The 13,586-nt window shown below is 74.7% G+C and carries 15 protein-coding genes; 6 read left to right on the top strand and 9 right to left on the bottom strand.

Annotated features, from left to right (window positions below):
• A partial coding sequence (gene purB / locus VGH76_RS04465; RefSeq protein WP_331555408.1) for an adenylosuccinate lyase occupies nucleotides 1-1,245 on the bottom strand: 1,245 nt, incomplete at its 3' end.
• 93 nt (nucleotides 1,246-1,338) lie between these two features.
• Between purB and VGH76_RS04460 the strand changes: the two genes are divergently transcribed.
• Complete coding sequence (locus VGH76_RS04460; RefSeq protein ID WP_414637667.1) at nucleotides 1,339-2,310, top strand: threonine aldolase family protein; 972 nt, start codon at nucleotides 1,339-1,341, stop codon at nucleotides 2,308-2,310.
• A 36-nt stretch (nucleotides 2,311-2,346) separates the two neighbouring features.
• Here the strand turns inward: VGH76_RS04460 and VGH76_RS04455 are convergent, their stop codons facing one another.
• The 4 genes from VGH76_RS04455 to purD all read right to left on the bottom strand — a co-directional run bounded on the left by VGH76_RS04455 (nucleotide 2,347) and on the right by purD (nucleotide 6,454).
• Nucleotides 2,347-3,471 carry a pyridoxal phosphate-dependent aminotransferase gene (locus tag VGH76_RS04455; RefSeq protein WP_331555409.1) on the bottom strand — a complete coding sequence of 375 codons (1,125 nt, stop codon included), beginning with the start codon at nucleotides 3,469-3,471 and terminating at the stop codon, nucleotides 2,347-2,349.
• Nucleotides 3,472-3,574: 103 nt separating this feature from the next.
• Entirely contained in the window at nucleotides 3,575-4,681 is a 1,107-nt protein-coding gene (locus VGH76_RS04450; protein WP_331555406.1) for a transglycosylase SLT domain-containing protein, read from the bottom strand.
• A 7-nt stretch (nucleotides 4,682-4,688) separates the two neighbouring features.
• Nucleotides 4,689-5,066: a hypothetical protein gene (locus VGH76_RS04445; RefSeq protein ID WP_331555405.1), complete on the bottom strand. Its 378-nt coding sequence runs from the start codon at nucleotides 5,064-5,066 to the stop codon at nucleotides 4,689-4,691.
• A gap of 125 nt (nucleotides 5,067-5,191) precedes the next feature.
• A complete protein-coding gene (gene purD, locus VGH76_RS04440; protein ID WP_331555404.1) occupies nucleotides 5,192-6,454 on the bottom strand; it encodes a phosphoribosylamine--glycine ligase in 1,263 nt (420 codons plus the stop codon).
• A 128-nt stretch (nucleotides 6,455-6,582) separates the two neighbouring features.
• On the opposite strand from purD, the gene VGH76_RS04435 reads away from it, so the two are divergent.
• Nucleotides 6,583-7,578: a glycerophosphodiester phosphodiesterase family protein gene (locus tag VGH76_RS04435; protein ID WP_331555403.1), complete on the top strand. Its 996-nt coding sequence runs from the start codon at nucleotides 6,583-6,585 to the stop codon at nucleotides 7,576-7,578.
• Here VGH76_RS04435 and VGH76_RS04430 read toward each other — a convergent pair.
• Both VGH76_RS04430 and VGH76_RS04425 read right to left on the bottom strand, forming a co-directional pair.
• Nucleotides 7,575-7,901 (bottom strand): UBP-type zinc finger domain-containing protein, encoded by a 327-nt coding sequence (locus VGH76_RS04430; protein WP_331555402.1) that lies wholly within the window; start codon nucleotides 7,899-7,901, stop codon nucleotides 7,575-7,577. The genes VGH76_RS04435 and VGH76_RS04430 overlap by 4 nt on opposite strands.
• Nucleotides 7,902-7,929: 28 nt before the next feature.
• Complete coding sequence (locus VGH76_RS04425) at nucleotides 7,930-9,228, bottom strand: adenylosuccinate synthase (protein ID WP_331555401.1); 1,299 nt, start codon at nucleotides 9,226-9,228, stop codon at nucleotides 7,930-7,932.
• 98 nt (nucleotides 9,229-9,326) lie between these two features.
• Between VGH76_RS04425 and VGH76_RS04420 the strand changes: the two genes are divergently transcribed.
• Complete coding sequence (locus tag VGH76_RS04420) at nucleotides 9,327-10,076, top strand: hypothetical protein (RefSeq protein WP_331555400.1); 750 nt, start codon at nucleotides 9,327-9,329, stop codon at nucleotides 10,074-10,076.
• A 168-nt stretch (nucleotides 10,077-10,244) separates the two neighbouring features.
• Nucleotides 10,245-10,490 (top strand): hypothetical protein, encoded by a 246-nt coding sequence (locus VGH76_RS04415; protein WP_331555399.1) that lies wholly within the window; start codon nucleotides 10,245-10,247, stop codon nucleotides 10,488-10,490.
• Between the two features lie 19 nt (nucleotides 10,491-10,509).
• Here VGH76_RS04415 and VGH76_RS04410 read toward each other — a convergent pair whose 3' ends face one another.
• Entirely contained in the window at nucleotides 10,510-10,950 is a 441-nt protein-coding gene (locus VGH76_RS04410) for a DUF3151 domain-containing protein (RefSeq protein ID WP_331555398.1), read from the bottom strand.
• Between the two features lie 122 nt (nucleotides 10,951-11,072).
• Entirely contained in the window at nucleotides 11,073-12,107 is a 1,035-nt protein-coding gene (gene fbaA, locus VGH76_RS04405) for a class II fructose-bisphosphate aldolase (RefSeq protein ID WP_331555397.1), read from the bottom strand.
• Nucleotides 12,108-12,380: 273 nt separating this feature from the next.
• Here fbaA and VGH76_RS04400 point away from each other — a divergent pair, with 273 nt between their 5' ends.
• Entirely contained in the window at nucleotides 12,381-13,127 is a 747-nt protein-coding gene (locus tag VGH76_RS04400; RefSeq protein WP_331555396.1) for a SigE family RNA polymerase sigma factor, read from the top strand.
• Between the two features lie 136 nt (nucleotides 13,128-13,263).
• On the top strand, nucleotides 13,264-13,586 hold a 323-nt coding region (locus VGH76_RS04395), incomplete at its 3' end, for a hypothetical protein (protein WP_414637666.1).

Genomic DNA, 13,586 nt, shown 5'->3' with positions numbered 1-13,586 from the left:
GAGCCGGGCCAGCAGGTCGTTGCCCTCGATCCCCTTCTCCCGCATGTCCAGGGCCACCGCGCGGGCGTGCTCGGCGACGATCTCGTGGGCGGTCTCCCGGCCCACCCCGGCCCGGACGGCGGCCATGAGCACGGCCGTCGTCGCCAGGAAGGGCAGGTAGCGGTCGAGCTCGCGGGCGATCACCGCGGGGTAGGCGCCGAACTCGTCGAGCACCGTCAGGAACGTCTCGAGGAGCCCGTCGATCGCGAAGAACGCGTCGGGCAGGGCGACGCGGCGCACGACGGAGTCGGAGACGTCGCCCTCGTTCCACTGCCCACCGGCGAGCTCGGCGACCATCGAGGCGTTGCCGCGCAGCACCACGGCGAGGCCGTTGACCCGCTCGCAGGACCGGGTGTTCATCTTGTGCGGCATCGCCGACGACCCCACCTGGCCCGCCTGGAAGCCCTCGGTGACGAGCTCCTGGCCGGCCATGAGCCGGATCGTGGTCGCCAACGACGACGGGCCGGCCGCGAGCTGCACCAGGGCGGACAGCACGTCGTGATCGAGCGAGCGGGGGTAGACCTGCCCGACGCTGGTGAGCACCTCGGAGAATCCGAGGTGCGCCGCGACCCGCCGTTCGAGGTCGGCGAGCTTGGCCGCGTCGCCGTCGAGCAGCGAGAGCATGTCCTGCGCGGTGCCCACCGGGCCCTTGATCCCACGCAGCGGGTAGCGCTCGATCAGCTCGGTGACGCGGCGGTGGGCGACGAGGGTCTCGTCGGCCGCGGAGGCGAAGCGCTTGCCCAGCGTGGTCGCCTGGGCGGCGACGTTGTGGGAGCGCCCGGCCATCACGGTCCCGGTGTGCTCGGTCGCGAGGCGCGCGAGGCGGGCGAGCACGGCGATGGTCTTGTCCGCGACGAGGCGCAGCGAGTCCCGGATCTGCAACTGCTCGACATTCTCGGTGAGGTCGCGGCTCGTCATGCCCTTGTGCACGTGCTGGTGGCCCGCGAGGTCGTCGAACTCCTCGATGCGGGCCTTGACGTCGTGACGCGTGCGCCGCTCGCGGGCAGCGATCGAGTCGAGGTCGACGGTGTGCAGCACGCGCCGGTAGTCGTCGAGGACGCCGTCGGGGACGTCGATCCCCAGGTCGCGCTGGGCGGTGAGCACCGCCAGCCACAGCTCGCGCTCGGCGACGACCTTGCGCTCCGGCGACCACAGGTCGCGCAGGGCGGGCGAGGCGTAGCGCGCGGCGAGGACGTTGGGGATCACGTGTGCCGAGGATACGGGTGAGGATGGGTCTCCGTGAGCACCCTGACCCCCGTTGACCTGCGCTCCGACACCGTCACCCGGCCGACCACCGCGATGCGGGAGGCGATGGCCACCGCCGACGTCGGCGACGACGTCCTCGACGGCGACCCCACGCTCGACGCCCTGCAGCGCCGCGTCGCCGACCTGCTCGGGGTCGAGGCGGCGTTGTGGACCCCGACCGGCTGTATGGCCAACGCCATCGCGGTCATGGACCACCTGCAGCGAGGTGACCGCTTCCTCGCGCCCGCGGGGGCGCACGTGCTGGAGGCCGAGCTCGGGACGGCTGCCTGGCTCGCCGGGGGCGTGCCGGCGCCGCTGCCGCACGCCGCGGGACCGGGTCGTCCGACGCCGGAGGGTGTCACCGCGGCGGCCGGGACACCGGGCCCGTACTTCGGGCTGCGCACCCGTCTGCTGTGCCTGGAGAACACCCACAACTCCGCGGGGGGCGCGGTGACCCCGCTGGACGAGCACCGGGCCCTCGTCGCGGCCGCCCGGGACGCCGGGCTGGCGGTGCACCTCGACGGAGCCCGCCTCTGGCACGCCGCGGTGGCGCTCGGGGTGTCCCCGGCGGAGCTCGCGGAGGGCGTCGACACCGTCAGCGTGTGCCTCTCGAAGGGCCTCGGGGCGCCGGTGGGCTCGGTGGTGGCCGGCTCCGCGGCGTTCGTGGAGCGTGCGTGGCGGCTGCGCAAGATGCTGGGCGGTGGCATCCGCCAGGGCGGGGTGCTGGGCGCGGCGGGCCTGCTCGCGCTCGACGGGATCGCTGACCTCGCCGCCGACCACGAGCACGCCCGCCTGCTCGCCGACGGGCTGGCCGCGCGCGGCTGGCCGGTGTCGACGCCCGAGACCAACATCGTGCTGGTGACGACGTCGGACCCGGCGCCGGTCGTCGCGGGGCTCGAGAAGGTCGGGGTCCGGGCCGTGCCGTTCGGCCCCGGGGTGCGGTTCGTGACCCACCGGGACGTCTCGCGCGACGACGTCGAGGCCGCGCTGGAGCGAATAGGTGCGCTTCGCGCCTGCGAGCAGTAATCCGTGTCATAGGGCGGATTACTGCTCACCTGCGCGTCAGCGCACCTGGGGCAGCCAGCGGCCCAGGCGGACCAGGGCCTCGCGGACGTCGTCGGTGGCCCCGGCGAAGGAGAGCCGGATCCAGGTGTGGCCGTCGATCGGGTCGAAGTCGATGCCGGGCGCGACCGCGACCCCCGTCTCGGCGAGGATGCGCTTCCCGAACGCCAGGGTGTCGTCGGTGTGGTGCCCGACGTCGGCGTAGACGTAGAACGCGCCGTCGGCCGGGGCGAGGCGGGTGAGCCCGATCTGCGGCAGGCCCTCGAGCAGCAGCGCCCGGTTGACCGCGTAGCGCTCGACGTGGGAGTCGGCCTCCGCGTACGAGGCGTCGGTGAACGCGGCGAGGGCGGCCATCTGGGCGGGGACCGGGGCGCAGACGGTGAAGTTCCCGGAGATGACGTCGACGGCCCGTCGCAGCCGCTCGGGGACGAGCAGCCAGCCCAGGCGCCAGCCGGTCATCGACCAGTACTTCGAGAACGAGGTGACGACGACGGCGTCGTGGCTGGTGTTCCAGGCGGTGTCGCTGCGGGGCCCCGCGTCGTACTCGATACCGTGGTAGATCTCGTCGCTGACCAGCTGGGTGCCGTGCTCGTCGCACCAGCGCGCGAGCGCCGCCAGCTCGGTGGGGTCGATGACGGTGCCCGTGGGGTTCGCCGGGCTCGCGACGATGAGGCCGGCCGGAGCCTCGTCGAGCTCGTCGAGCATCGCGACCGTCGGCTGGAAGCGGGTCTCGGGACCCGTCGGGAGCTCGACGACGCGGCAGCCCAGGCTCGCGAGGATGTTCCGGTAGCAGGGGTAGCCGGGACGGGCGAGGACGACGGTGTCGCCGGCGTCGAACGCCGCGAGGAAGCTCAGCAGGAACCCGCCCGAGCCCCCGGTGGTGACGACGACGTCGTCGGCGGTCACGGTCTCGTCGCCGTAGCGACGGCGGTGGTGCGCAGCGATCGCGGCGCGGAGCTCGGGGACGCCGAGCGAGCCGGAGTAGCCGAGGATCTGCTCGGCGAGCGCGGTGGCGGCGGCATCGCGGACGTCGATCGGTGCCGGGGTGGAGGGCTGGCCGGCGGAGAGGTTGACCAGGTCGCCGTGGGTGCGCTGCCGCTCGGCGGCCGCGGCCCACACGTCCATGACGTGGAAGGGCGGCACCTGGGCGCGGGTGGCGGGGGTCCTCGTCGGCCGGGCGATCGTCACGCGGTCCACCCTGACACAGCGGGCCCGGCGCTCTCGGTGATCAGTAGCCGACGTAGCCGTGGCCGTGGGCGAGCGCCTGGATCCCGGGGACCTTCGACACCGAGCCGTAGCGCGCGATGGCGTACCGGACGCCGGCGATGATGTTGTCGACCGGATCGTGGATGTCGCCGTGCCCGGGGAGCTTGTGGGCCCCGAAGGTCGGGCCGATCGTCTGCATCAGACCGACCGAGGGCGTGCCCTTCGCGGCATTGGAGTCCCACCCGTTGGTCGCGTCCGGGTCGCCCCCGGACTCGTGGTCGATGATCGTCGCGATGTCGTCGGGGTCCATCTTGTCCACGGGCACCCCGTGCTCGGCGAGGATCGCGATGGCCTGGCGGATCCAGTCGCCGACCTTCCCCGGCGGTCCACCGCCGGGTCCCGGCGACGAGGCCTCGCCCGACCCGCCGTCGCCACCAGACCCGCCGTCGCCACCAGACCCGCGGTCGTCGCCACCGACGATGCGGGCGGCCTGGACGGGCTTGTCGGCGGCCGCCTGCCTGCGGTCGGCCCACCGGGAGGAGGCTCCCGAGGCACCCGACACCCCGGAGTCGGGCGAGCGCAACCGCGACCAGCCGGTCATCCTCTCGGTGAGCGCCCGCAGTCGCCGCGCGCAGGCCGCGACCTCGGACTCCCCGCGGACCAGCGCGGCCTGCGCGCGGGCCGTGGGGCCGGCGACCACGGCGCGCACCTCGTCGGCGCTCGGCGCCCCGGTCACACCCGCTCGGGAGTGCGCCGCGTCGAGGGCGTCCGAGACGTGGCCCGCCACCTCGTCGCGCAGCGACGCCAGCGTGTGCCCGAGGCCGGTGAGCTCGCGCTGGGCGGCGCGGGCGGCGTCACCGGTGGCGGCGCCGGCGTGGGCGAAGTCCGCGGTGTAGCGGGTGAAGGCGTCGGCGCCCGGTCCCTGCCAGGCCCGCCCGACGCCGTCGCCGCCGCCCCCGACGGCGCGCATCGCGTCGTCCATCCCGTCGGCCAGCGTCGAGAGACGGCGGCCGAGACCGGTCACGGCGGCGGCGTCGACCCGGTCCACGCGGTGCGTGATCGCGAGCAGCTCCTCGGTGCCCGGCGTGGCCTCGAGCGCGCCCACGACGTCGTACCCCCATCCCGCCACCGAGACCTCACCGCAGCGCGGCCAGCGCGCCCAGCCCCGGGGACGAGGAGCGCTGTGACGACGAGAGCCCGCTCGCCCCCCTCGTCACGGCGCGCACCCCGGACGCGCCGTCGGAGTCGGCGCCCTCCATGGCGCGCAAAGTGGCGTCGAGCGCCCGGTCGACCTCGTCCATCCGCGCACCGCCCGCGGTCAGCTCGCCCTCCAGCGCGGCGCGCAGGTCCGCCAGGGCACCGACGAGCGCGCCCCCGGAGGTGAGCCCGTCCACGCCGAGGTCGTCCACGCCCGCCCCGAGCACGTCCGCGAGCGCCGGGATGCGGCGGGCCTGGGCCGCCGCGGCGACGCGGGCCTGCTCGATGGCGGCGGAGCCGTAGACGACGTCGGGCATGGCGGCGAGGGTAGGTCGGTGGGCGGCGGCCGGTGGCGGTTCGCGACAACTCGACTCCGGGCCCATGTGAGGAACGGCCCATCCTGACGTCAGGTGTCAGCGAAGGTCCGTCGCTGACGGGCCCCTCACCCCGGAACCGCGATCCGGCCCTCGGTCGCGGCCCGCGCGATGTCGGTCCGGGCGTGGCTGCCGGGGAGGTGGACCGCGTCGACCCGCGCGTAGGCGTCGGCCCGGGCCTCGGCCAGCGTCGCGCCGGTGCCGACCACGGACAGGACGCGCCCGCCCGACGACACCACCGCCCCGTCGTCGCGCCGCCGCGTGCCCGCGTGCAGCACCCCCGAGGCGTCGGCGCCGGTGATCACCTCGCCGGTGCGCACCGCGCCGGGGTAGCCCTCGGCGGCGAGGACGACGGTCACCGCGTACCCGTCCGCCCAGCTCGGGGCGGGCTCGTCGCCGAGCCGGCCGGTCGCCGTCGCGAGCAGCACCGAGGACAGCGACGAGCGCAGCAGCGCCAGCACCGCCTGCGTCTCGGGGTCGCCGAAGCGGGCGTTGAACTCCACCACCTGGGGCCCCGACGAGGTGAGCGCGAGCCCGGCGTAGAGCAGGCCCGAGAACGGCGTCCCCCGCCGCGCCATCTCGGCCGCCACCGGCCGCACGATCCGCTCCACGACGTCGTCGACCAGCGACGGCGGCGCCCATGGCAGCGGGGCGTAGGCGCCCATGCCACCGGTGTTCGGCCCGGCGTCGCCGTCGCCGAGCCGCTTGGCGTCCTGCGCGGGCAGCAACGGGACGACGTCCGTCCCGTCGACGCAGCAGAACAGGGACACCTCGGGACCGTCGAGGAACGACTCGAACAGCACCGGGTGCCCCGCCTCGAGCAACGACATCGCGTGGGCCCGGGCGTCGTCGTACTCGGAGGTCACCAGCACGCCCTTGCCGGCGGCCAGCCCGTCGTCCTTGACCACCCACGGCGCACCGAACTTCTCCAGCACCGCGTCCAGCCGGGCGGGGGTGTCGACCACCTCCGACGCCGCCGTCGGCACGCCCGCGGCCGCCATCACGTCCTTCGCGAACGCCTTGGAGCCCTCGATGCGGGCCGCGGCCGCCGTCGGGCCGAAGCAGGGGATGCCGGCCTCGTGCAGCGCGTCGCCGACCCCGGCGACTAGCGGCGCCTCGGGTCCGACGACGACGAGGTCCGCGCGCCAGCGTCGCGCCAGGTCGACGACGGCGGATCCCGACGTCGGGTCCGCCAGACCGGGGTGCTCGGCGAGCCCCGCGGTGCCGGCGTTGCCCGGGGCCGCCGCGAGCGCGGTGACGGCCGGGTCGGCCGCGAGGGCGAGCAGGAGGGCGTGTTCGCGGGCTCCGGACCCGACGACCAGGACGCGCACGGCCGCCGACCCTACGGGGCCCCGGTGGGCGGCCCCGACGCCGGACGGGGCCGAGCGCCCCCGACTGTTCACCCCGGGTCCGCCACCCGGACGCACGACCGGCTACCCGGCGGGAGACGATCGGGCGCATGGAGGCCACGACGCGCGCCGTGACCATCGTCGGGCACCGCGGGACGCCGGGGTACCGCCCGGAGCACACCGTCGGCTCATACTCGCTGGCGGCGCGCTTCGGGGTGGACGCGGTCGACGTCGACCTCTGCCCCACCCGCGACGGCCACCTCGTCGCGCGGCACGAGCCCGAGATCGGTGGGACCACCGACGTCGCGACGCGTCCCGAGTTCGCGTCGCGCCGGACCACCCGGGTGATCGACTCCCGGACGGTCGAGGGCTGGTTCACCGTCGACCTCACCCTGGCCGAGCTCAAGACCCTGCGGGCGGTCGAGCGCATCCCGGCGACCCGGCCCCACAACACGCTCTACGACGGGCGCGACGCGGTCCTGTCCCTCGACGAGGTCCTCGACCTGCTCGACGACCTCTCCCGCGAGCGGGGACGCCGCCTGGGCATCCTGCCCGAGGTCAAGCACTCGACGTACTTCTCCTCGATCGGTCTGCCCGTCGAGCCGGCGCTGGTCGCCACCCTGCGCCGCCGGGGTCTCGACGACGACCCCCACGTGATCATCCAGTCCTTCGAGACCACCCTCGCCGACCTGCGCCACCAGGTCGGCTGCCCGCTGCTGCAGCTGATCGACGGGCCCGGCGTCGCGCCCGCCGACCTCGTGGCCGCCGGTGATCCCCGGACGTTCGACGACCTCGTCACGCCGACGGGGCTGCGGGAGATCGCGGGCTACGCGGAGTGGATCGGGCCGACGAAGGAGCGGGTGATCGGGCCGGACGGCGAGCCCACCTCGCTGCTGACCGACGCCCGTGCGGCGGGCCTCAAGACGATGCCGTACACGTTTCGCAACGAGAACGAGTTCCTCCCGCCGGCGCTGCGCCGCGGGGCCCGGGAAGCACCCCGGTCGACCTACGGGGACGCGCTCGCCGAGTACGCCCGCTACCGCGAGCTCGGCGTCGAGGGGCTCTTCAGCGACAACGGCGACACCGCGCTCCTGGCATTCGGCTAGCGATGCACGGTGGGGACGCCGTCCTCTGCCAGCACCAGCGGCAGCAGCCGGCGGTCCACGTAGCACCACCGCCACGCCTCGCCAGGCTCGAACGACTGCATCACCGGGTGCCCCGTGGCCTCGTGGTGCGCCGTGGCGTGCCGGTGCGGGCTGGAGTCGCAGCACGCGACGTGCCCGCACGTCATGCACATCCGCAGGTGGGCCCACGCGTCGTACCCCGCGTCGTGGCACTCCGGGCAGATCAGCCCCCGGGAGTCCGGATCGACCGACGGGGCGGGCTCGGGAGCGTGCTTGGTAGCGATGAGGTGTTCACAGGCGCCCACCTCACCAGTCTAGGTGACGACAGCGCCCCTACCCCGTCGCTCCGCTCGCCCCGGCCCGCGTGATGGTCTCGTCGCGCCCCGGCCCGACCCCGATCGCCGACACCCGCGCGAGCGAGAGCTCCTCGATGCGCTCGACGTAGTCCCGCGCGGCGGACGGCAGGTCGTCGAACGAGCGGCACGCCGAGAGGTCCTCGAACCAGCCCGGCATGCGCTCGTACACCGGCGTCGCGTGGTGGAGGTCGGACTGCGTCATCGGCATGTCCTCGACCCGCTTGCCGTCGATCTCGTAGGCCACGCAGATCGGGACCTCGCGCAGGCTCGAGAGCACGTCGAGCTTGGTGAGGAAGATGTCGGTGAGGCCGTTGACGCGGGTCGCGTAGCGGGCGATCACGGCGTCGAACCAGCCGCAGCGCCGGCTGCGCCCGGTGGTCACCCCGAACTCGCCGCCCTGCTTGCGCAGGTACTCGCCGTCGTCGTCGAACAGCTCGGTCGGGAAGGGCCCGGACCCGACGCGGGTGGTGTACGCCTTGAGGATCCCGATGACGCGGTCGATGCGGGTCGGGCCGATGCCCGAGCCGGCCGACGCGCCACCCGCCGTCGGGTTCGACGAGGTCACGTACGGATAGGTGCCGTGGTCGACGTCGAGCAGCGTCCCCTGGGACCCCTCGAGCAGCACCGTCTCGCCGCGCTCGAGCGCCTGGTTGAGCGCGAGGCGGGTGTCGGCGATGCGGTGGGCGAAGCCCTCGGCCTGGGCGAGCACCTGGTCGGCGACCTCGTCGGGGTCGAGCGCCCGGCGGTTGTAGACCTTGACGAGGATCTGGTTCTTGAGGTCGAGCGCGGCCTCGACCTTCTGGCGCAGGATCTTCTCGTCGAACACGTCCTGCACCCGGACGCCGACGCGCGCCACCTTGTCCTGGTAGGCGGGGCCGATGCCCCGTCCGGTGGTGCCGATGCGGCTCTTGCCGAGGAACCGCTCGGTGACTTTGTCCATCGCGACGTGGTACGGCATGATCAAGTGGGCGTCGGAGGAGATGACCAGCTTCGACGTGTCCACGCCCTGGCCTTCGAGGCCGGCCAGCTCCTCGAGGAGCACCCCGGGGTCCACGACGACGCCGTTGCCGATCACGTTCGTGACACCCGGCGTCAGGATCCCCGAGGGGATCAGGTGCAGCGCGAACTTCCCGCCGTCGGGGAGCACGACCGTGTGCCCGGCGTTGTTGCCGCCCTGGTAGCGGACGACCCAGTCGACCTCGCCACCGAGGATGTCGGTGGCCTTGCCCTTGCCCTCGTCTCCCCACTGGGCGCCGATGAGGACGATGGCCGGCATGTGACACTCCCTGGTCCGACGCGTGCAGCCGATCTCGCACGGCGTACCCGCTCGGCGTCACCCGATGGCCCACCCGTGCACCCGAAGGGTAGTCGTAGTTGTCCGCCCATCTGCCACCGCGGTCCCGCACCGAGGGCCTCTTCCTCGTGCTGACCTGCGGCGACACCGCCCATGACCGCTGGGGCGAGCGGGTGTCGACCGCGCTCGACCCGACGGCGACGCGGGTGGTGGCGGTCCCGCCCCGCCCGGGGAAGCCCGACGTCGACCCGCTCCTCGGGTCGGCGGAAGGCGGCCGCCTCGTCGTCGCGGGCACCGACGCCGACCTCGCCGCCGTGCTCGTCCGCCTGCTGCGCGCCGACCGGCTCGGGGTCCCGGTGGCATTCCTGCCCGTGGGGCCCTCCGAGGCCGCCCGGGTGTGGGGCCTGCCCACCGACCCCGGCGCGGCGCTCGACGTGGCCCGCGGCGGCGTCGCGGGGCCGGCGCCGCTCGTGCGTGACGACCGGGGCGGCGTCGTCGTCGGCGCACACGAGGCCGGTGCGTTCGACGGCGTCGTCTACTGCGACGAGCACGAGGTGCTCCGCGGCGACGCGGCGGGCCTGGTGGTCCGGCCCGACCCCGACGGCGGGTCGGTGGGCGTCGGCGGGGTGGCGGTGGTCGTGACCGGCCCGCGACGCCTCGCGGGGCTGCGGCCCGGGGTCGAGCACCGGGCCCGGGGACGGGCGGCCACCATCGGGTGCCGCCCTGCGTCGCTGCGCCGCGACGGGGTCGACGACGACCGCCCGCTGGAGCGCCGGAGCTGGTACCGCCACACCGCCGACTGGACGCTGGTCCGGCCCGCGACCCCGTGAGCGACCCGAGCGGGGTGACCCTGCGTGAGAGCGCCGTCGCCCCGGGTTTGCCTCGCGTGTGGGTGACAGGTGATTGCTGCCACACCTGTCGTAACCGCGCTGCACCGATCGGAGCGACCTCGCAGGACGGGGGGTTCGGACCCCCGCGACGCGGGGTACGTTCCGTTCATGCTGGTCGCGGTCCTCATCCCCGTCATCGTGTTGATCGCGGCGATGCTCATGGAGAAGCTCGAGACGTGGGTGCTCGACGCGAGGCCCCACCGCCGCCCCGTCCGCCCGCCGCTGCGTCTCGAGGCCGCGCCCACCGCGCCGGTTGCGCAGCGTCACCTGCAGTCGGTCGGCGACCCCGAACCGCTGGTGGTCGGCGCGGGCCCCGTGCGGGTGGTCGACAAGCCGCTGCGCAAGGCCTCCTGAGGCCACTCGGTCGGCCCCGTCAGACCACGCCCAGCGTGGCGGCGGCCTTCGGGTCGCAGTCGTCGAGCAGCGCGCGGCACCGGTCGGCCTCGTCGGTCTCCCCGATCGTGGCAGCGGCCCGGGCCAGCACCGCGACCGAGCGCAGGAAGCCCTGGTTGGGCGCGTGGTCGACCGGCACGGGGCCGAAGCCCTTCCACCCGTTACGACGCAGCTGGTCGAGCCCGCGGTGGTACCCGGTCCGCGCGTAGGCGTAGGCCGCGATGGTCTGGCCGGCGTCCAGCGCCCGCTCCGCGAGGGTCGCCCACGCGGCGCTCGAGGTCGGGTGGTCGGCGGCGACGGCCGCGGGCTCCTCGCCGGCCTCGAGGCGGGACTGCGGTCCGGGGTCGGCGGGCAGCAGCGTGGGCTGGGGCCCGAGGAGGTTGTGGCCGTGGCCGGCGCCGGGACCGGTCGGGATGGTCATGTCCCCGATCGTCCCACCCGGGGTCGCCCGGCCGTCGGCGCCGCCGGGCGGGACGATCGAGCGAGCGGCACGCTCGGCGCCCGAGAAGAGCGAGGGTGCCGTTCGTCCGGATCCGCGGGCGGCTACTTGCCCAGCGACTGCCCGGTCGAGCGCAGGTCCTCGCAGGCGGTGACGACGCGCTCGGCCATCCCGCCCTCGGCCGCCTTGAGGTAGCTACGCGGGTCGTAGAACTTCTTGTCGCCGACCTCGCCGTCGATCTTCAGCACGCCGTCGTAGTGGGAGAACATGTGGCCCGCGATGGGGCGGGTGAAGGCGTACTGGGTGTCGGTGTCGACGTTCATCTTCACGACGCCGTAGTCCAGCGCCTCGTGGATCTCCTCGAGGAGCGAGCCCGAGCCGCCGTGGAAGACCAGGTCGAAGGGCTTGGAGCCCTCCGGCAGGCCGAGCTTGCGCGCGGCGACCTCCTGCCCCTCCTTCAGCACCGAGGGCCGGAGCTTGACGTTGCCCGGCTTGTAGACGCCGTGGACGTTGCCGAACGTCGCGGCGAGCAGGTAGCGGCCCTTCTCGCCGGCTCCCAGGGCGTCGACGGTGTGCTCGTAGTCGCCGGCGGCGGTGTACAGCTTCTCGTTGATGTCGTTGGCGACGCCGTCCTCCTCGCCGCCGACCACGCCGATCTCGATCTCCAGGATGATCCGGGCCTTGGCGGCCTTCTCGAGGAGCTCCTGGGCGATCTCGAGGTTCTCGTGCAGCTCGACCGCCGAGCCGTCCCACATGTGGGACTGGAACAGCGGGTTCCGCCCGGCGTCGACCCGCTCCTGCGAGATCGCGATCAGCGGCCGGACGAAGTCGTCCAGCTTGTCCTTCGGGCAGTGGTCGGTGTGCAGGGCGACGTTCACGGAGTACTTCTCGGCCACCACGTGGGCGAACTCGGCGAGGGCACTCGCTCCGGTCACCATGTCCTTGACGGCCTGGCCGGAGGCGAATTCCGACCCGCCGGTGGAGAACTGGATGATCCCGTCGCTCTCGGCCTCGGCGAACCCGCGCAGCGCGGCGTTGATGGTCTCCGACGAGGTGCAGTTGATCGCCGGGTAGGCGAAACGGTTCGCCTTCGCCCGGTCGAGCATCTCGTTGTAGACCTCGGGGGTCGCGATCGGCATGGGGTGGCTCCCTGGTCGGCGCGGTGTGGGCGTCTCGGTCGTCTCCCGGGCCCCCGCCGGGCGCCGGAACCCGGTGGGGGTGCGGGTGCACGCCCGGCGCGCGCAGTATGCCCGCCGCGGGGGGCCTCGCACCCCCGTCGTGACGTGGGCGGACGACGTGCGCACCACCCGGTGGCGTCCCCGTCCGGACCAGCCGCCGCACCGCGCGTCACGACGCCGGGCACACGCTCCTCCGGCCCGGGGCGCTCGGGGGGCTGGTCTATCGTCGGAGACGTGGTCGAGCCGGTGGAGAGCGCGATCGAACGCACGCTGGGCAGCCTGCGTGCGCTCGATGCCGTGACGGGGGCCGACGCCTCCGTGGTCCATGCCGCGGCTCCGCCCGCGCCCCGGTCGGACCCGCGCGCCCCGGGCCCGCGGCCCGCGCCCGGCCGGCCCGCCCCCGGTCACCCCGGCAACGGCCGCCCGGCGCCCGGCCCGCCCGCCGGTCCCTGGGCGGCCCCGGAGCCTCTGGCCACCGGGGCAGAGGCCCCGCCCGAGGGGCCGCGAACGCTCGAGGACCTCTACCGCGAGCACCGGATGCGCTTCGTGCGCCTCGCGATCCTGCTCGTGGACGACCCGGCGACCGCCGAGGACGTCGTGCAGGAGGCCTTCACGGGGCTCCACCGGCACTGGGGCCGGCTGCGGGACGAGAACGCGGCGCTCGGCTACCTGCGCACGGCCGTGGTCAACGGCTCGCGCTCGGTGCTGCGGCGGCGCCGCACCGCCCGGGAGTACACCCCGCCGCACACGGCGGACGCCCGGTCGGCCGAGTCGCTCGCGATGCTCTCGGCCGAGCACCAGGCAGTGGTGTCCGCTCTGGGCCAGTTGCCCCGCCGCCAGCGCGAGGTCCTCGTCCTGCGCTACTACGGCGGGCTCTCCGAAGCCGAGATCGCGGAGGCTACCGGGATCAGCCGCGGCACCGTGAAGTCCACCGCGAGCCGGGGGCTCGACGCGATCTCGAAGATCGTCGGCGCCGTCTGACGGATCGCCGACCGGCGGCCGTTGCGACGTCGGGCGGTCGGTGTTGCGCCGTTCGGCGCCGCCCAGCGCGGTGAGACCACCGCTGTCCCCCACGACCCTGGGGTCACGTCCGGGCCCGCCGCTACGATCGCCCGCGATGAGTGACGAGCGGTTGCTGTCCGAGGCGCTGCGGGCCCACGCCGCCGGCGGCGTGTCGACCCCGCGCGTCGAGCCGTCGCCGACCACGCCGGGGCAGGGCTCCGCCGAGCAGGGCGGCGAGCCGGCGACCGGCCGTCGGCGGTTCCGCCCCCTCGGCCGCGTCCGGCGCCCCGAGCAGGCCGCGGACGAGGTCCGTGCCGACCAGGCCCGTCCCGACCAGGTCCGTGCCGACCAGCCCCGTCCCGACCAGGCCCGTCCCGACCAGGCCCGTCCCGACCAGGCCCGTCCCGACGGGGTCCCGACGGAGCACGCACCGCGCCC

The sequence above is a fragment of the Actinomycetospora sp. genome (genome assembly GCF_036497585.1).
In the GTDB taxonomy this organism is placed as follows: Bacteria; Actinomycetota; Actinomycetes; order Mycobacteriales; family Pseudonocardiaceae; genus Actinomycetospora.
Note: the sequence above shows the minus strand (reverse complement) of the source record. Positions and strands in the feature narration are given on the sequence as shown.

Bases quoted from the DNA above. Each gene is read 5' to 3' on its own strand.
- fbaA (WP_331555397.1), bottom strand. From the start codon at position 12,107: ATGCCGATCGCGACCCCCGAGGTCTACAACGAGATGCTCGACCGGGCG.
- VGH76_RS04455 (WP_331555409.1), bottom strand. From the start codon at position 3,471: ATGGACGTGTGGGCCGCGGCCGCCGAGCGGCAGCGCACCCACGGCGAC.
- VGH76_RS04460 (WP_414637667.1), top strand. From the start codon at position 1,339: ATGCGGGAGGCGATGGCCACCGCCGACGTCGGCGACGACGTCCTCGAC.
- VGH76_RS04445 (WP_331555405.1), bottom strand. From the start codon at position 5,066: ATGCCCGACGTCGTCTACGGCTCCGCCGCCATCGAGCAGGCCCGCGTC.
- VGH76_RS04410 (WP_331555398.1), bottom strand. From the start codon at position 10,950: ATGACCATCCCGACCGGTCCCGGCGCCGGCCACGGCCACAACCTCCTC.
- VGH76_RS04425 (WP_331555401.1), bottom strand. From the start codon at position 9,228: ATGCCGGCCATCGTCCTCATCGGCGCCCAGTGGGGAGACGAGGGCAAG.
- VGH76_RS04415 (WP_331555399.1), top strand. From the start codon at position 10,245: ATGCTGGTCGCGGTCCTCATCCCCGTCATCGTGTTGATCGCGGCGATG.
- VGH76_RS04435 (WP_331555403.1), top strand. From the start codon at position 6,583: ATGGAGGCCACGACGCGCGCCGTGACCATCGTCGGGCACCGCGGGACG.